The 18,068-nt window shown below is 33.2% G+C and carries 16 protein-coding genes; 15 read left to right on the top strand and 1 reads right to left on the bottom strand.

The genetic code is table 11. The features are described from left to right. The first annotated feature begins 1 nt into the window (after window position 1). Genes murA through AC3RVG_RS09190 form a run of 13 tightly spaced genes read left to right on the top strand, consistent with a single transcriptional unit; the run spans window position 2 to window position 12,840 of the window. Window positions 2–1,246, top strand: coding sequence for a UDP-N-acetylglucosamine 1-carboxyvinyltransferase (murA, locus tag AC3RVG_RS09130; protein WP_489691147.1), 1,245 nt, complete (start codon window positions 2–4; stop codon window positions 1,244–1,246). Window position 1,247: 1 nt separating this feature from the next. Continuing rightward, entirely contained in the window at window positions 1,248–1,787 is a 540-nt protein-coding gene (locus AC3RVG_RS09135) for a serine O-acetyltransferase (protein WP_489691148.1), read from the top strand. Next, window positions 1,784–3,076, top strand: coding sequence for an oligosaccharide flippase family protein (locus tag AC3RVG_RS09140; RefSeq protein ID WP_489691149.1), 1,293 nt, complete (start codon window positions 1,784–1,786; stop codon window positions 3,074–3,076). Before AC3RVG_RS09135 ends, AC3RVG_RS09140 begins: the two co-directional genes overlap by 4 nt. A 1-nt stretch (window position 3,077) precedes the next feature. Further along, entirely contained in the window at window positions 3,078–3,935 is an 858-nt protein-coding gene (gene murB, locus AC3RVG_RS09145) for a UDP-N-acetylmuramate dehydrogenase (protein WP_489691150.1), read from the top strand. Continuing rightward, complete coding sequence (locus AC3RVG_RS09150; RefSeq protein ID WP_489691151.1) at window positions 3,936–5,054, top strand: glycosyltransferase family protein; 1,119 nt, start codon at window positions 3,936–3,938, stop codon at window positions 5,052–5,054. It begins immediately after the preceding gene. Between the two features lie 4 nt (window positions 5,055–5,058). Further along, window positions 5,059–5,574 carry an acyltransferase gene (locus tag AC3RVG_RS09155; RefSeq protein ID WP_489691152.1) on the top strand — a complete coding sequence of 172 codons (516 nt, stop codon included), beginning with the start codon at window positions 5,059–5,061 and terminating at the stop codon, window positions 5,572–5,574. Then, complete coding sequence (locus AC3RVG_RS09160; RefSeq protein WP_489691153.1) at window positions 5,574–7,010, top strand: O-antigen polymerase; 1,437 nt, start codon at window positions 5,574–5,576, stop codon at window positions 7,008–7,010. The genes AC3RVG_RS09155 and AC3RVG_RS09160 overlap by 1 nt, the downstream gene beginning before the upstream one ends. Window positions 7,011–7,062: 52 nt before the next feature. After that, on the top strand, window positions 7,063–8,172 hold the full coding sequence (locus tag AC3RVG_RS09165) for a glycosyltransferase (RefSeq protein WP_489691154.1): 1,110 nt from the start codon (window positions 7,063–7,065) through the stop codon (window positions 8,170–8,172). Continuing rightward, window positions 8,172–9,383 carry a glycosyltransferase family 4 protein gene (locus AC3RVG_RS09170; RefSeq protein ID WP_489691155.1) on the top strand — a complete coding sequence of 404 codons (1,212 nt, stop codon included), beginning with the start codon at window positions 8,172–8,174 and terminating at the stop codon, window positions 9,381–9,383. The genes AC3RVG_RS09165 and AC3RVG_RS09170 overlap by 1 nt, the downstream gene beginning before the upstream one ends. Beyond that, a complete protein-coding gene (locus AC3RVG_RS09175) occupies window positions 9,380–10,435 on the top strand; it encodes a hypothetical protein (protein ID WP_489691156.1) in 1,056 nt (351 codons plus the stop codon). Before AC3RVG_RS09170 ends, AC3RVG_RS09175 begins: the two co-directional genes overlap by 4 nt. Before the next feature lie 2 nt (window positions 10,436–10,437). Continuing rightward, complete coding sequence (locus AC3RVG_RS09180; protein WP_489691157.1) at window positions 10,438–11,586, top strand: glycosyltransferase; 1,149 nt, start codon at window positions 10,438–10,440, stop codon at window positions 11,584–11,586. Window positions 11,587–11,623: 37 nt separating this feature from the next. Continuing rightward, entirely contained in the window at window positions 11,624–12,232 is a 609-nt protein-coding gene (locus tag AC3RVG_RS09185) for a sugar transferase (protein ID WP_489691158.1), read from the top strand. Window positions 12,233–12,249: 17 nt separating this feature from the next. Then, window positions 12,250–12,840 carry an acetyltransferase gene (locus tag AC3RVG_RS09190; protein ID WP_489691159.1) on the top strand — a complete coding sequence of 197 codons (591 nt, stop codon included), beginning with the start codon at window positions 12,250–12,252 and terminating at the stop codon, window positions 12,838–12,840. 3 nt (window positions 12,841–12,843) lie between these two features. On the opposite strand, the gene AC3RVG_RS09195 is transcribed toward AC3RVG_RS09190, so the two are convergent. After that, window positions 12,844–13,101, bottom strand: a complete 258-nt coding sequence (locus AC3RVG_RS09195; RefSeq protein WP_489691160.1) for a helix-turn-helix domain-containing protein — start codon at window positions 13,099–13,101, stop codon at window positions 12,844–12,846. Window positions 13,102–13,647: 546 nt separating this feature from the next. On the opposite strand from AC3RVG_RS09195, the gene AC3RVG_RS09200 reads away from it, so the two are divergent. Both AC3RVG_RS09200 and AC3RVG_RS09205 read left to right on the top strand, forming a co-directional pair. Continuing rightward, window positions 13,648–16,647, top strand: coding sequence for a SusC/RagA family TonB-linked outer membrane protein (locus AC3RVG_RS09200; protein WP_489691161.1), 3,000 nt, complete (start codon window positions 13,648–13,650; stop codon window positions 16,645–16,647). Between the two features lie 11 nt (window positions 16,648–16,658). Beyond that, complete coding sequence (locus AC3RVG_RS09205) at window positions 16,659–18,068, top strand: RagB/SusD family nutrient uptake outer membrane protein (RefSeq protein WP_489691162.1); 1,410 nt, start codon at window positions 16,659–16,661, stop codon at window positions 18,066–18,068.

Genomic DNA, 18,068 nt, shown 5'->3' on the forward strand with positions numbered 1-18,068 from the left:
GATGAATAACGAAATAATTAAGATTAAAAAAGCTTCCTTAAATGGAAAGGTAAAGGTAAGCGGTGCTAAAAACAGTGCTTTGCGTTTATTGGCTGCTAGCTTACTAACAAGTGAAGATATTGAGCTAACCAACTTTCCTAATGGTTTACTGGATGTACAAGTTCATTTACAAATGTTAGAGGTTCTTGGTAAAAATTATAGCGAGAAAGCAGATTTTGTTAGGATCTCAGAGAATGACCTTAAAACCACCAATCATTTACTTTGGGAAGATAGGTCAATAAGAAATACTTTATTGATTTTAGGGGCTTTGGTAGCTCGTTGGGGCGAAGGACGTGTACCCTTGCCTGGCGGATGTAAATTAGGCGAAAGAAAATATGATCTTCACGTTATGCTTCTCGAAAATCTTGGAGCAAAAGTTTGGGAAGAAGACGACTATCTATGTGCAAAGGTAGATGGAAAATTAAAAGGTAATGATATAGTTCTTCCAATGCGCTCTACAGGAGCAACGGAAAATTCAATAATTTGTGCTTCTTTAGCTGAAGGAAAAACTACAGTTTGGAATCCTCATATTAGGCCTGAAATAATGGATTTAATCGATATGCTTCAAAAAATGGGCGCAAAGATTAAAGTTTTTGGTCAAAAGTGTATTGAAATTGAAGGTGTAGCCAAATTAAGTGGGGTAAAACATAGTGTGATTCCTGATAATATGGAAGCTCTTACTTGGGCTATTGGCGCCGTAATTACCAATGGTGATGTAGAGATTGAAAACTTTCCGTTTGAGCATTTAGAGGTGCCATTAGTTTTTCTCCGTGAAAGTGGTATGAAATATTATCGTGGCGAAAATAGTTTGATTGTAAGAGGAGGAGAATCTTACCCAATCGAAATAAGTACTGGTCCATATCCCGGTATCAACTCAGATATGCAACCATTATTTGCTGTATACGGCGCCATGAGTAGAGGAGAGTCTAAAATAATTGATTTAAGATTTCCTGGAAGATATGGTTATGCTGAAGAATTGGCAAAAATGGGAATGGATTATAGAGTTGATGGTGAAATGTTAATAATTAATGGAGGAAATCCATTAAAAGGAGCAACTGTAAATGCTTTAGATTTAAGGGCTGGAATTGCCTTATTACTAGCAGGTTTGACAGCCGAAGGAGAAACTGTCATTGAGAATGCATGGCAGATACAACGTGGCTATGAGAATTTAAGTGATAAATTAAAAGGCTTAGGAGTTTTAATATAGTATGATTACCTTAAAACAAACATTATTAAATATTAAAGGAGACTTGCCCGTTAAGAATGGTTTAATTCTAAACTTTATAAAAAGTTATTTATACAGTCCTAGGTTTCGATTATTATTGAATCATAGAATAGGTAAATATTTTTTTTGTAAGCGGAATTTTTTTTTGCGCCAAATTGGGAATTATTATAAAAATAAAATGATAGTTAAAAGGAACTGCGATATTTCATATAATGCGTTGTTAGGGAGTGGCTTAAAACTACCGCACCCTTTGGGGATTGTTATTGGAGATGGAGTAATTATAGAGGATAATGTTATGATATTTCAACAAGTAACATTTGGCAGTCATGGTAAGCGAGGATCTAGTCAAAAGGAATATCCCATAATAAAATTTGGAGTTAAAATTTATGCAGGTGCTAAAATAATTGGAGGTATTACGATTGGAGAAAATGCTATCATCGGTGCAAACTCTGTTGTTAATATCAATGTTCCTCCTAACGCAATTGCGGTTGGCATACCTTGTAAAATAATAGAAAAAATATGAGCTCCTTTATAAGTGATGTTCTAAGGGTAGGTCTTTCTAATGTCTTGATAATAGGGCTAGGATTAGGAACATCAATAATCACTGCTAGATATATTGGACCAGAAGGGAATGGTATAATTGCTGCCTTATTGGTATATCCTTCCTTATTTATGAGCATTGGGTCTTTAGGAATCAGGCAATCTACCACCTATTTTTTAGGAAAAGGTATTTATTCAGAATCCCAAATAAAACGGGCCATAACTCAAATATGGATGTTTACAACGGTTTTATCAATAGCTGTTAGTTTTATTCTGATGAGATATTTTAGTGAAACGGGACACCACTCATTATTAGTGATACTTGCCTTAATACCTATTCCTTTTAGCCTATTTAATACGTACAATTCAGGTATTTTTTTAGGTAAGAATGATATAGGAACATTTAATAAAATAAATTGGATTCCTTCATTGATAATTTTTTTAGGAACCCTCATTTTTGTTGTAGGTATAAAAATGGATATTGCGGGTGCAATGATTGCAGCTATTGGTGGCCCGCTTTTTATTGCGGTAATATTATTGTTCAAAAACAAATTTATTCAAGATTTTAGTCTAAAATTTGATTGGCTAATTATAAAATCTATGTTATCACTCGGAGTTGTGTACGCTATTTCTCTCTTGGTCATAAACTTGAATTATAAAGTCGATATTATACTTTTAGACAAATTAAGTACCCCTTATGAAATGGGAATATATTCCAAAGGATCCGCTATTACCCAGTATTTATGGCAAATCCCTATGCTCTTTAGTACTATTGTCTTTGCACGAAGTGCAGTAAGTAAGAATGATAAACTATTCTCCCATAAAGTTGCACAGCTTTTGCGAGTTTCCTTTCTATTTATACTCTTCGCATCAGTATTTCTTTTGATATTCTCAGATTTAATCATAACAGGAATGTATGGTGAGGCTTTTCGAGGGAGTATTAGTGTTTTAAATTATTTATTACCTGGGGTTTTAATTTTAACAATTTTTAAAGTAATGAACGTAGATTTGGCTGGAAAGGGTAAACCTTGGGTTTCTATGAAAGCAATGATTCCTGCTTTAATTTTTAATATCATTTTTAATATATTTTGGATTCCGAAATACGGATCCAATGGAGCGGCTCTTGCTTCAACAATAAGTTATGCTTTTGCTGGAATTCTTTTTTTATTTTTTTATAGTAAAGAGGCGGAAATATCTATTAAAGAGATTATAACTTATAAGAAAATGGATTTCGATCCAATATTAAGTATATTAAAGAAATTTAAAAAATAATATGAAAGTCTACACTGATTTTGATTTAACCAATTATAATTCATATCGAATTAAAGCTAAATGTAAAATTGCTTATTTTCCAGAAAATGAAGAGGATGTAATTAGCTTCTATAAAAAAGAAGAACCTTTTGTCCTTTTAGGAAGTGGACATAATGTTATTTTATCTAAGGAATATTACGATACCAATTTCCTAATTTTTAATGGAAATTTTCAAGATTCAATTGTTAATTCAACTACCGGAGAAATTGAAGCAGAGTCTGGTATTACCATGTTAAAAATAAGTGAGCTGGCATTAGAAAATGGGTTGAGTGGTTTAGAAATATTTTATGATATACCAAGTTCTCTTGGTGGTGCTGTGGTAATGAATGCTGGTGCAAGTGGAGAAGAGATAAAGGATGTGCTTGTTAAGGTGCGTTATCTAGATTTACATGATATGACAATTAAAGAAATTCATAAAGAAGACATGGGGTTTGAGTATCGCAATAGTTTCTTTCAACGTAACACCAATAATGTGATTTTAAAGACTTGGTTAAAACTACTACCAAAAGAGAAGGCTATTATTAAAGAAAAGATGGATACTATAAAAGAACAACGTTGGGCAAAACAACCTAAAGAGTATCCTAATGCAGGTAGTGTTTTTAAAAGACCTGAAGGCTATTATGTTGGTGCAATAATGGATGAGTTGAATTTAAAAGGATTTACAATTGGCGGTGCTAAAATATCAGAAAAACATGGTGGATTTATTGTCAATAATAATAATGCCAAGGGTCAAGATATAATTGATATAATTATAGAAGTGAAAAAACTTGTAATGGATAAGTTTAATGTTGAATTAGAAGTTGAACAGAGAATATTATAAATGAAGGCAAAAGTATTATATATTATATACTCAAGTACCAAGAGTTCAGGAGGGGGGCATTTTTATAGTTTAGATGCTATCTCAAAAGGATTGTCAAGTATTATAGATTTTAAGATTCTAAATTTGGGAGCTGTATATGCGAAACCTTTAAGAGACATAGAGAATACATATTTTATCAAACTATTTAAGTTTAGTTTTTTTACGAAAATATTTTCTGTTTATTCTTTTGTTAAAGAGTTTAAACCAGATGTAATTCATGCTTTCGACTTTAATGGTTTATTTATAGCAAGATCTATTGCTTTTTTCTATAAGACTAAAATTGTATATACTAAATGTGGTGGTGGAAATGGAAGTAATTATATACCAGACGCAGATACTCAAATTCTTTTTAGTCAAGAAAATTTAGATCACTTTAATAAATATAGTACAGCTAATATACCTCGTTATTTATTGCCTAATAGAGTTAATGAAACAAAAAAAGATGAGACACATATTCAAAATTTTAAAGAAAAATTTAACTTAACTGATAAGTTTATTTTATTAAGAATATCTAGATTCAATAGTTATTATGATTTATCTTTTAGACAATCTATTGCATTATTAATACAAGCTCTAAAATATAATGAAGATGCTGTTTTAGTATTTGTTGGTCAAATTCAGAATAAGGATTATTTTGAAAAATTACAATCTAGTATAGAAAGTAATTTACCTATTTTATTTGTTACAACCGATGGTTATACAAAAGAGGCATCTAGGTTGTTGGATGTTGCAGATGTTGTTATAGCAACAGGAAGAGGTGCAATGGAAGCTTGTTCTTTAAATAAAACGGTTTTTTGCCCTGTCAAAAATGCTAATATGCCAATATTATTAAATGATGAATCAATAGAATCTTTGACAAAAACAAATTTTTCTGAAAGAGGTAAATATGATAATAGAATTGAAGTTTATGATTTTGTTTGGAAAAATGAATTCAATATTAATACTTTAAAGTATTTTTCAAAATACTTTAAAGTTGAATCTGTAATAAATGAATATAAAATTATTTACGAACAAAAAACAAAGAATAAATTTCGTTTAGGTAATTATTTTGGCCATTTAATTAGGTTTTTTAAAATTTAAAGATATGTTTAATAAAATTATAGGTTTTTACAGACGTATCTTTTGGAGCGCTGAAAAATACGGAAGACATCTTGGAGTAAGTATAGGAGAAAAATGTTCAATAGCTACAAAATATTTTGGTTCAGAACCTTATTTAGTTAAAATTGGTAATCATGTTCAGATTACTAATGGTGTTAAGTTTTTCACTCATGGAGGTGGTTGGGTTTTTAGAAAAGAAATACCAGATTTTGATACTTTTGGTAGAATTGAAATTAAAGATAATGTTTATATTGGAAATAATGTTTTGATAATGCCTGGTGTTACAATTAATAGTAATGTGATAATTGCTGCTGGTTCAGTGGTTACAAAAAGTATACCTGAAGGAAAAATAATAGGAGGCAATCCTGCAAAAGAAATTGGTGAAGTTTCAAACTTGAGAGAACGACTATTACCAATCAATGCAAAGACTAAAGGGATGAGTTATGAAAATAAAAAACGTATTTTACTAAAATTAGATAGCGATAAATTCATAATAAAATAATGCCTTTAAAACTTATATACATTTCTTTATTGATTTTATTCATTGCTTTTTACAATGTAACTCCAAACATTATGGATTCAGATGTAATGTTGGTGATTTTAATCATTTTGTTATTTTCTACTATACTATTTTTTACACGAAAAGAAAATATAATTGGATTAAAAGGACAGTTTTTAAAGCATTCTAATTTAGTTGTACTTGGATTACTTATCGTTCACTTTCAAATATATGCTGATTTTATTTTAGGTAACATAGGTATAACAAATACATTTATCTGGGTAAATGAATCTATTGTTATAAAAACTATGACTTTGGCTACAGTTGGCATTATTTCTTTTTATTTAGGATTTTTAAGTTATAATAAGGATTTTAAAAAAAATGTCGATAAAAGAATAAAACCACAATATGAAAATATTTCAGTCAAATTTTTAATGTATATATCGACATTAGTCCTTATAATATATTTTGCAACAGTTAACCCAAAGTATATAATGGGACATTATGGAGCTGTTCAAAAGGGGACTATTGCTACTTATATGTCATTATTATTTAATCTGTTAATATTTGGTGTTATTATACAATCTTGTAGAAATTTATTTGCTCTAAATAAAATTCCAAAAAACTTTATAGAATATACGAGATTTATGGGTTTTCATTTATTAGTAGTTTTCGGCATCTATTTACTATCTGTACTAATTAGTGGTGATAGAGGACCTTTAATTACTTTTGGACTATGTTATTTATCAGGCTACTTTTTCGTTACTAAAAAAAAATTAAGTTACGGTAAAGGAGTTATTCTATTTAGTGTAGGTGCATTGATAATTACAATTTTAGGTGTGGCAAGAAGTTTTGATAAGAATCTTGACTTTAATCAAAAAATTAATAATGCTGTTTTTCATAGTGAAAATGAAGAAAGTTCTATACTTCCATCGACAAGAGAATTAGCAGTTTCGATACGTACTTTACACCATTCAGTAAATTATATTTCTCATGGTAATGAGTTTTTATATGGTCGCTTTCAATATCAACATATAATGGCTTCTTTACCCTTTTCGAATGTTTTTAATTCATTAATATTTGAGGATACATCGTTTAAGTATAAGGGACCTGCATCATTTGTAACGTGGATTCATCAAGGAGATTTTCGTACTTATGGAATTGGCACATCTGCCATGGTTGATTTTTATTTAGATTTTGGTTTGATGGGTGTAATATTTGGCATGTTTATTTTTGGTTATTTTATTCGTTTTGCTGAAGTTACATTCTACAGTTATAGTTATTTAAATTTATTCTCTCACGTTTTTATAATTGTTTATTTATGTAATGCTATTTATATTTCAAGATCATCAGTTTTATTTGGCTTCAGAACAGTGGTCTGGATTTTAATATTGTTATTAATTAATAAATATATATTTAATAAAAGAATGACTATATAAATAGCCTTTTATAGGAAGATTGAACTCAATAAAGATAAATTTTAATTAAAAAATGGCTAAAGACGATATAAAAAAAATTGTTTTTTTTGTTACAACGATTGACAGCGGTGGTCTAGAAAACTACCTGTTACGGTTTTTAATATACAAATCTTATGAGTTTGATAAAATTATAGTATTCTGTAAGGGAGGTAAAACAGGTCAGTTAGAACAGAAATTTTTAAAAATACCAAACCTAACTATACATTCTAAGCAAATAAGTTTTTTTAACCCTAAAGATTATTTTTTTGTATATAAATTTTTAAAGAAAAATAACATTAATAAAGTTTGTGATTTTACCGGTAACTTTGCAGGTATTATATTATTAACATCTAAGTTGGCAAACGTAAAAAAAAGAATTGTTTTTTATAGGGGATCAAATAATCATTTTCAAGAAACAAGATTTAAGCTTTATTATAGTAAAATATCACAATGGATTACTTTAAATAGTGCGACAAATATTTTATCAAACTCCAAAGCAGCATTTAATTTCTTTTATCCAAATAAATGGAAAAATGATAATAGATTTAAAGTAATTTATAATGGGATAGATTCGAAACCTTTTTTAGATGAGAAGGAAAACCTAAAGAGTGAGTTTAATATTCCCGAAAATGCATTTATTGTTGGTCATACAGGAAGGTTTAATGAAGCAAAGAACCATACAACCCTTATTAATGTAGCCTTAGATTTGTGTAAGTCAGATGAAAATATTTATTTTATTTTATGTGGTAATGGCGTAAAAGAAAATTTAGAAGAGATAATATCTGCGTCGAAATTAGAAAAAAGAATAATTCTACAAAATAATAGAGATGATATTCCAAAAGTGTTAAATTCATTAAATTGTTATTATTTTCCCTCAATTACGGAAGGGCAACCAAATTCTTTAATAGAAGCTATGGTTAAAAGTTTGCCTTTTGTTGCATCTAACATTAATGCTATAGTAGAAACAGTTCCTTTAGATTTTCACAGGCAGCTTATTGAGCCATTAGATGCCATTTCTGCTAAAGAAAAAATTCTTGAGATTAAAAATAATATTGATAAAAATAATTTCAAAAATTTAGGTAAAGTGGTTATAAAATTATATGATGCAGAGTATTTATTTAATCAATTTTATAAAGAGATATAATGAACCTATATTTTGTCCAAGAAGCAGTATTCTTTGAGTTTAAAGGTAATTATTACTCGCCGCGTATACGCTATGAAACTTATTGGGAGCGTTATTTAAACCACTTTAAGAGTGTTCTTGTTCTTGCTCGTGTAAAACAAATAGATGAATTTCCTAACCATTATCATCAAGTGAATGGAGATAGAGTGTCAGTTATTCCTCTTCCATATTATAATGGCATAATTGGCTTTTATAAAAGTAAAAAACAAATAACTAAAATATATAAAAATAACATTAGCTTTAGTGATGCCTATGTCTTAAGACTTCCAGGACCATTGGGTAATCTTATTGCACAAATATTATATAATAATAAAGTTAAATATGCAGTAGAGGTTGTTGGTGATCCTTATGAGGTATCAAAATTTCTAAAATTACCTAGTTTACTTAAATTGTTTTTAACAAATTATAGTTTATTTAAAATGCGGAAAGTTGTGGCCAGCAGTGTTGCAGCCTTATATGTAACAAATAATACATTACAAAAAAGATACCCAGCAAAAAAAGCCATAATAAGCTCATCAGCATCAAATGTGATTATTGATGTAAAAGATATAGTTGATTTAAATAAAAAGCTTAAACAAGTTAAACAAATAAATGATAGGTTTACAAATGTTAATGAAAAACCTATCAAAATTGGTGTTTTAGGTATGATGTATACAATTAAATCACCAATAGAAATTTTGGAAGTGATTAATAATTTAATAAAACAAAAATACAATATTGAATTATATTTTGCAGGAGAGGGTCCGCTTAAAGAAGTTGTAGAGCAAAAGGCTATACAATATAATATTTCTGAAAATGTTAAATGTCTTGGAAACTTATCAAGTGGTGAAGCAGTTTTCGATTTTTTAGACTCTTTAGATCTATACATCCAATTCTCTAAAACAGAAGGAATACCAAGAGCTATGCTTGAGGCAATGGCAAGGGGTTGTCCAGTTATATCCAGTGATGTAGGTGGAATTCCCGAGTTTGTTTCGCCAAATTTTTTAGTGAAATCAGGTGATATTAAGGATCTTTTTAAAAAAATAGAATCTATTTTAACAAACGAAAATTTGTACAGGCAAAATATTGAACAAAGTATTAAAACAGTAAATAAGTTTTCATTACCTGTTCTCAAAAAAAAAAGATATAAACACTATAGTGAAGTATATAATATATTTAAAAACGATATATGAATAACAAAAATTACTTTTACAGTCCTGTTGAAAAAATAATAGGCGTAAAAACAAACATAGAAAATTTTAGCTTTTCTTATGGAATGGCAATGCCATATGTAAATGAGTCACTATTTAATGATTCTTTAATTAAAATTATACTAAACGTTGTTAGCGGTAGAGTTGAGCCCCCTAAAGATGAGAAGGGAAAAATGGGAAAATTTCATTACTTCAATGGTTTCCCTAATCAAGGTGAAATATTTTATGAGAGAAATTTTTTATATGGCAGAAAATTGCAATTTAAAGTATCTGGTATAGATACAAATAATATTGAGATAACAGTAAATAAGGATTATATGCGTTTTGTTAAGCATCGCTTTATGAATATCCATTCCATTGGATATATTCTTACTGATATTATTAATTTAAGATTAATGCATAATAATTTAGCACCATTACACTGCTCGGGCGTAGTAGTCAATAAAAATGGTTATGCAATTTTTGCACCACCTAATACAGGTAAAACACTCACAGCAATGACGCTATGTATGGATGACAATTCCAAGTATAAATTTATTGCAGAAGATTTAGCTTTGACTGATGGAGCAAATTTAATTGCTGTTCCGTGGACCAGTACATTTCGTTATTATGATACTGTTGATTCTAGTCGCTTTAGCAAGTTTTTAAATAATTTGACAGAGAAAATTTCAGTTTTAGAGCTGTTTAGTTTTGGAAAGACGGAGCCTATTACCGATTATGTTAAGGATATTTCTCTAAAGGCAAAAATAAAGGGAATATATATATTAGACAGAGGAGAAATAAAGAACTATGATATTTCTGCAGAAGAAGCATTTGAACGCATTAATACTTTAGATCGATATGAATTTAACTATATGAGAGCTCCAACAATTATCGCTTACGAATATTTTAATAGAAAGACTGATATTGAATTTGCTTATAGACGAGAGCGTGAATTATTAAAAGAAATGATCCAAAATTCTGATTTCTTAAAAGTTATATCTACTGATAATGCCCTTAATTATTCAAAAGAAATTGAAAAAGACATGCTATAACAATGAAACTAGTTCATGTTTTTTCAGCACCTCAGTCGGCTTATTTTTTTATGAGTGGCCAGCTTGATTATATGCACAAAAGAGGGATGGAGGTTACAGTTATTATGCCTTCGGATGATATATTTAATGAAAAATTTAAAAAACGTGAGCCCTATGTAAATGTAATCAATATTGATTTGGTTCGCAATATTTCATTAGTTTCCGACCTTTCTTCCTTATACAAGCTTTTTTGGTTGTTCAAAACTCTAAACCCTAATATTATTCATTTGCATACACCCAAGGCTTCTTTCATAGGAGCCTTAGCAGCAAGATTATTATTTAAGAAGAATATCATTTATCAAATGCATGGCCTAATTTCAACCGAAGGTAATTCGGTTCAAAAGGGCTTACTGTATCAGCTCGAAAAATTGACCTGCTCGCTTTCAACTAAAATATTTGCGGTTTCTAAGAGTTTAACGGACTTTGCAATTGCAAACAATTATTGCAGTTCGAAAAAAATATCGGTTATTGAGAATGGAACCATAAACGGTATAGACTTTCAACATCAATTCAATCCAACGATAGTAAGAATAGATAATGAAAAATTAAACCTAATATCCTCAAAATTTTTTATTATAGGTTTTGTAGGTCGACTTCTGGACGACAAGGGAATTGAAGATTATATTAAAGTGTTAGCTGAGTTCAAGAAATGTAATATTACCTTTATAGGCTTTGTTGTGGGCCCGGATGAAAGCGGAGATGGTTTTATAGACCTTCTGAAACAACATAACTTGATAATCGATGAAGATATTATTCTTTTCGGTCAGCAATTAAACCCGGAAGAATTCATGATTTATTTTGACGTATTGTTGCTGCCTACGAAGAGGGAAGGATTTGGTTTGGTAGCGGCAGAGGCAAATTCTCTAGAAATACCAGTTGTGGGTTATGATATCCCAGGTTTCCGGGACGCAGTAATAAATGGTGAAACGGGCACTTTAGTGGAGTATGGAAGTTTAAATAAATTATTTGAAGCGGTCCACAATTACTACATTAATCAGGAATTAAGAATTGAACATGGAAAAAACGGAAGAGCGCGAGTGATAAAGGATTTTAATTCAGAAGATATATGGAAGTCCTTATATGAGGAATATCAAAACTTAGAAAATTCATAGAATTCATTTTATAATTTTGTAAACCAAAATCAGTATTTTGTTATATCAAAACCTAATAAAACCTATATTCGATTTCCTTTGCGCCATTATTGGCTTTTTAATTATAAGCCCCATATTCTTCTTGGTTTGGCTAAGTCTATTAATCGCTAACAATGGAAAGCCATTCTTCTATCAACGCAGACCAGGGAAAGATGGACGTATTTTCACAATTGTCAAGTTTAAAACAATGAACGATAACCGTGATGCTACTGGTCTATTATTACAAGATGATAAACGACTTACAGCAGTTGGAAATTTTGTACGCAAAACATCCTTGGACGAGTTACCTCAATTGCTAAACGTACTAAAAGGAGATATGAGCTTTGTAGGTCCAAGACCCTTATTGCCTGAATACTTACCTTTGTATAACGAAATACAGCACAAACGTCACGATGTTAAACCGGGCATAACCGGCTGGGCACAAGTAAACGGTCGCAATGCCATTTCTTGGGAACAAAAGTTTGAGTATGATGTGTGGTATGTAGAGCATCAAAGTTTCCAATTAGATTTGCAAATATTTTTTAAAACCATAAAAAAAGTGTTTAGAAGCGAAGGGATCAATCAACAAGGACAAGTAACTTCACAACGTTTTACAGGAAACAACTAACAATTAACCCCTAATAAATGATACTATTCGGAGCCAGCGGCCATAGTAAATCAGTAATAGACATTGCTGAATCAATGGGAGAGAAAATCACTCTCATTTACGACGATAATCCAAAAACGGAAGCAGTCTGCCATATTCCGGTAGAAAAATACGTGGACGGTTTTTGCAGTCTACGAGAAACATGGGTTATCTCTATTGGTAACAACAGGATTCGTAAACTGGTAAATGAAAAACTGAATGGACAATATGGTCTTTTAATCCATAAAACCGCCAGTGTTTCATCTTGGTCTTCCCTTGGTAATGGCACTGTAGTTATGGCAAAAGCTGTAATAAATGCTTGTGCAACAATTGGAGAACATTGCATAATAAATTCTGGAGCAGTAATAGAGCACGACTGTACTTTAGGAGATTTTGTCCATATCTCCCCAAATGCCAGCTTAGCTGGAGGCGTTTCAGTAGGAGAAGGCACACATATTGGAATTGGAGCTTGTGTAATTCCTGGAATTAAAATTGGAAAATGGGCCACAATTGGCGCAGGTGCAGTAATAATCAAAGATGTTCCAGATGGGGCTATGGTAGTTGGAAATCCTGGGAGAATTTGTAATTAATTCTTACAAATCATGTTTAAACAAATCATCATCAAAAAATTCTTTTAAAGATATTCCAATCATATTACAAAACCTTTTAATTGTATGTATTGATACACCGCGTTTATCAGTAGTGCTTTCCCATCTACTCAATATCTGGCGGTCTAATAAGTTTTCTTTAGCAAATTTTGCCTGTATTGGCTCTTGTTTAATCCTTAATTCTCTTATCCTTGAAGCAATTTGCTTGTTAAGTTGGGTATCATCTGTTTCTTTCCGTGACATATTGCAATTTTCAACTTAACTGTAAATTTTTTGTCAACCAACTTGCTTACATTTAAAATATTATTATTACATTAGCAATATTATTTTAAATTTGCGATTCTTCTAAGAGCAAAATATTAGAAGCATTCGCTTTGAATCTCGGATTGAAAACTGGTAATTTTTAGACAATGAGACGATAAGCAGATTGCTCACGACCCGGGCGTGGCTTTCTTATCGTTGTCAGGTATACCAGTACCCCAATCCGGTAAGTTGAGTTCTACGCCTTTTTGTATTTGGCTTGTTCGTTATATACACACAACTTTCTTTCAAAGCAAACTACTTCTCCTCAATAGAAGCTTCGCAACTAATTTGTAACCAAAAAGATTTTGCTTATGAATAATAAGGATGGTGAATTGAAGCTATAAACCAGTCCCCCCTTCGAAGGGGGCTAGGGGGATGTAACTTCCCACGTTTCATTACAAAAAAGTGACCCGCTCCCAGTTTTCGACGACCGTTGGAGCAGGCCAGTAGTTAAATAAATGTGTAACACTTAACTGATGCAAAATTATGAAAAATAATTACAGGCGCAGCCTTGCGCTTACATTAACTTTTGCCCTTTTCCTAACCTACAGCTCCCCACTTTTATCACAGAACCTTTCACTAAAAAATATTAGTGGAACAATTACCGATGCTGATGGTCCACTTAGTGGCGTTAATGTGTTAGTAAAAAACAACGCCCGCGGCAGTATTAGCAATCTGGAAGGCAGGTATTCCCTCACCGCCAAAGCCAATGATACCTTAGTGTTTACTTATTTGGGGTATAAGGCGCAGGAAATGGCAGTTGGCAGTAGCAGTATATTAAATGTTAGTATGCAAGCGGATGCTACAGCGCTAGATCAAGTAATAATTAACGCGGGGTACTATAAAGTTTCCGATAAAGAAAAAACTGGCAGCATTGTTAGCATTACTGCCAAGGAAATTGAAAACCAACCCATTTCAAATCCACTAGCTGCTATGCAGGGTAGGGTAGCGGGTGTTGCCATTACTCAAACTACGGGTTTGGCCAGCGGCGGTTATGAAGTACGTATTAGAGGCCAAAATAGTATTGCAGCGGGTAATGATCCGCTTTATATAATAGACGGCATTCCCTATGATTCCCAAACAATGGGTTTCTCTAATGTGGGTGCTACTACTATCCCTGGAGGTAGAATAAGTCCCCTTAGCCTTTTAAACCCACAAGACATTGAAAGCATAGAAATCTTAAAAGATGCCGATGCCACCGCCATCTATGGTTCCCGTGGTGCGAATGGGGTAGTGCTAATTACTACAAAAAAGGGAAAGGATGGTAAAACGAAATTCAGTTTTAATACATATAGCGGCCTAGGAAGCGTTACCAAAACAATTGACTATATGAAAACCGATCAATACCTGGCTATGCGTAGGGAAGCGTTTGCCAATGATGGGTTTACGGAGTATCCGGTAGATGCGTACGATGTAAATGGAACATGGGATGCAAATAGATATACTGATTGGCAAAAAGAGTTAATAGGGGGCACTGCTTATCTTACAAATGCCCAAGCCTCGGTTTCTGGCGGTAATGGTAATACGCGCTTTCTATTAAGTGGAGGGTATCATAAAGAAACTACGGTATATCCACAGGATTTCTACTATAAAAGGCTTTCCGTTCATAGCAATTTAGATCATACAAGTACAGACGATAAGTTTAACCTCTACTTTTCAGCAAACTATGCAGTCGAGAATAATGATCTGCCGGGCATCGACCTATCTGGACTTCCCAGATTTTTGGCGCCTAATGCCCCCCAATTGTACGATTCTGATGGGGAGCTTAATTTTGAGAACGGTACTTTCGCCAATCCATTGTCTCAATTGGAAGGTAAATATCTTACTGATAGAAACAACCTCATTGCAAATGCTCGGCTTTCCTATAAAATTTTCCCAGGCATTACCTTCCTCACTAACCTAGGTTATACCACCACAAAATTAGATGAGTCCCGCACCAGCCCACACACTAAATACGATCCAGCGCTTGGCTTAACCAGTAGTTATTCCTCCATCTATACTAATAATGCCACGAAAGATTCTTGGCTGCTTGAACCTCAAATAAATTGGAATAAAAATATCGGCAAGTCTAAACTGGATGTATTACTGGGTGCAAGCTATCAAATGCAAACTGATGCTATTCTATCTCATTTCGCGAGGGGTTTTGCTAGCAATAGTCTAATCTATAATCTTGCAGCAGCCAATACCCTAAACGTACAACGCGATGCGCTAACGGAATATAAATACCAAGCCTTCTTTGGCCGTATTAATTATACCCTTTCAAATAAATATATCCTCAATCTCACAGGCAGACGCGATGGTTCTAGCCGCTTTGGCTCTGGTAGAAGATATGCTAATTTTGGGGCGGTGGGCGCAGCCTGGCTTTTTGGAAAAGAAGAATTGTTTAAAGTTGGATTGCCTTTTTTTAGTTTCGGAAAATTGCGAGGGAGCTACGGAATTACAGGTAATGACCAAATAGGTAATTATCAATATTTAGAAACCTACAGCACCACAGGAACTATATATGATGGCATAAGCGGCCTACAACCTACAAGAATTTTCAATCCCGATTTTGGATGGGAAACGAACAAAAAATTTAGTGGCGCCCTAGAACTTGGTTTTGTAAAAGATAGAATCAATATAGTTCTGGAATATTACAACAATCGTTCTTCCAATCAATTGGTAGGCATTCCGCTACCGGGAACTACGGGTTTCTCGTCCATACAATCAAATTTAGGAGCAGTGGTAGAAAATTCAGGTATTGAAATGAGCCTGAATACCATCAACCTTAAAACTGCGCAATGGCATTGGACAACCAATATAAATCTTTCAATTCCAAAAAATAGGCTTGTAGCTTTTCCCAATTTGGAGAGCTCAACTTATGCCAACCAATATGTTATTGGGGAGCCGCTTGGTATTAAAAAACTATACCATCTAACTGGGGTCGATCCTGAAACTGGTATTTACCAATTTGAAGATTACAATGCCGACGGCGAAATAAGTGCACCCGAGGATAGGCAGTACATAGTAGATACTTCCCCAAAGTTTTATGGGGGAATAAATAACCGTATTACTTTTAATAATCTGGAACTCAATTTCCTCTTCCAGTTTACCAAGCGTAACGGTTATAACTATGTTTTGGGAAGTGCCGTCCCTGGGCAGATGGCCAGCCAACCTGAATTTCTTACAACACAGTGGCAAAACGATGGCGATGAAGCGCAACATCAACTATTTACAGCAGGCTATAACACAGATGCTTTAATTGCCTATTCAAAATATATGTTTAGCAACGCCTCAATATCCGACGCCTCTTTTGTACGGCTACGCAACGCTTCCATAACGTACTCCTTGCCAAAACGCAATTCGGAAAATCTAGCCTGCAAAATCTATTTACAAGGAGAAAACCTCCTGCTATTTAGCAAATTTAAAAGCGGAGATCCCGAGCAGCTAACAGGCTTTTTACCGCCTTTGCGCAAAATAACACTCGGACTTCAACTAACAATCTAAAATAAGTAATTATGAAATTCATCATAAAATTTCAAACAAAATATCCCAATAGGATCTTTAAAAAAATTGTGATAGTAAGCTCATTACTTTATATCTGCTTATTACTATATGCATGTGAAAGTTTCACCGAAGTGGACTTGCCACAATCAGAATTAACAGCAAATGCAGTCTTTGAAGATGTAGCCACCGTCAATGCGGCCTTTGCAAGTATCTATGCCAAGCTACGCGACGATGTGCTTATTACAGGGCAGACGAATGGTCTTAGCGTTTTAATGGGCGTATATGTAGATGAATTGGACTACTATGGCGTTCCCGGCGAAAATACCGATGCATTTTATCGCCATAGCGTGTTGGCAACCAATACTGAAGTAGCTACCATTTGGAACGATACCTATAATTTAATTTATGCCACTAATAGCATATTGGAAGGTGTGCAAGGGGCTACAAATCTTTCGGAAACAGATAAAGAAAAATTTCAAGGTGAAGCACTCTTTATACGAGCATATCTTCATTTCCATTTATTACAACTCTTTGGTGATATTCCCTATATCACTACTACCGATTATAAAATAAATAAGGACGTTAGTCGTCTTCCAGAGAGTGAAGTGTATCCACTTTTAATTCAGGACTTATTGGAGGCAAAATCTTTCCTCACTTCACAAGGCATAAGCAATGAACGCACAAAACCCTCGGCGCTAGCCGCCACTGCGTTCTTAGCTCGCGCTTTTCTCTACCAAAAAGACTACGCCTCGGCTGCTGCGCAGGCAACCGAACTAATCAATAGCGGTACAATAAATTTAGGCGAAACGACCGAATTAGTCTTTAACAAGAATAGCCCTTCCACAATCTGGCAACTCAAACCAGAATCGGGCAATAATACTTGGGAAGCCGCTACCTTCATTTTTGTGGGTGCTCCTTCTTATGTGGCACTAAGTCAAGATTTTATTTCTTCATTTGAAGCAAACGATAGTAGAAAAACTAATTGGGTAGGGGAGGTCTCGGTAGGAGGGAATACCTACTACCACCCGTATAAATACAAAGTACGGCAGGGTAGTGGCAATGAATATTCCATCATACTAAGGTTGGCCGAACAGTATTTAATTCGTGCCGAAGCTCGGGTATATTTAGGCGATTTAAATGGCGCAATAGCCGATTTAAAAAGTATCCGAACCCGCGCAAACCTAACCCCAACAACAGCAACCACACAATCTGAATTGCTTTTAGCAATAGAAAATGAACGTCGCCACGAGTTATTTACAGAACAGGGGGACCGTTGGTTCGATTTAAAAAGAACAGAAAGAGCAAGTGTATTCCTTGGCCCAATTAAACCCAATTGGCGGCCTACAGACATATTGTTGCCAATACCAGAAACAGAGTTAAATCTTAATCCAAATCTTCAACCTCAAAATCCAGGATATTAA

This window comes from Aequorivita sp. IT1282, from assembly GCF_058068205.1.

Coding starts and splice junctions, on each gene's coding strand:
- murA (WP_489691147.1), top strand. CDS start 2: ATGAATAACGAAATAATTAAGATTAAAAAAGCTTCCTTAAATGGAAAG.
- AC3RVG_RS09135 (WP_489691148.1), top strand. CDS start 1,248: ATGATTACCTTAAAACAAACATTATTAAATATTAAAGGAGACTTGCCC.
- AC3RVG_RS09140 (WP_489691149.1), top strand. CDS start 1,784: ATGAGCTCCTTTATAAGTGATGTTCTAAGGGTAGGTCTTTCTAATGTC.
- murB (WP_489691150.1), top strand. CDS start 3,078: ATGAAAGTCTACACTGATTTTGATTTAACCAATTATAATTCATATCGA.
- AC3RVG_RS09150 (WP_489691151.1), top strand. CDS start 3,936: ATGAAGGCAAAAGTATTATATATTATATACTCAAGTACCAAGAGTTCA.
- AC3RVG_RS09155 (WP_489691152.1), top strand. CDS start 5,059: ATGTTTAATAAAATTATAGGTTTTTACAGACGTATCTTTTGGAGCGCT.
- AC3RVG_RS09160 (WP_489691153.1), top strand. CDS start 5,574: ATGCCTTTAAAACTTATATACATTTCTTTATTGATTTTATTCATTGCT.
- AC3RVG_RS09165 (WP_489691154.1), top strand. CDS start 7,063: ATGGCTAAAGACGATATAAAAAAAATTGTTTTTTTTGTTACAACGATT.
- AC3RVG_RS09170 (WP_489691155.1), top strand. CDS start 8,172: ATGAACCTATATTTTGTCCAAGAAGCAGTATTCTTTGAGTTTAAAGGT.
- AC3RVG_RS09175 (WP_489691156.1), top strand. CDS start 9,380: ATGAATAACAAAAATTACTTTTACAGTCCTGTTGAAAAAATAATAGGC.
- AC3RVG_RS09180 (WP_489691157.1), top strand. CDS start 10,438: ATGAAACTAGTTCATGTTTTTTCAGCACCTCAGTCGGCTTATTTTTTT.
- AC3RVG_RS09190 (WP_489691159.1), top strand. CDS start 12,250: ATGATACTATTCGGAGCCAGCGGCCATAGTAAATCAGTAATAGACATT.
- AC3RVG_RS09195 (WP_489691160.1), bottom strand. CDS start 13,101: ATGTCACGGAAAGAAACAGATGATACCCAACTTAACAAGCAAATTGCT.
- AC3RVG_RS09200 (WP_489691161.1), top strand. CDS start 13,648: ATGAAAAATAATTACAGGCGCAGCCTTGCGCTTACATTAACTTTTGCC.
- AC3RVG_RS09205 (WP_489691162.1), top strand. CDS start 16,659: ATGAAATTCATCATAAAATTTCAAACAAAATATCCCAATAGGATCTTT.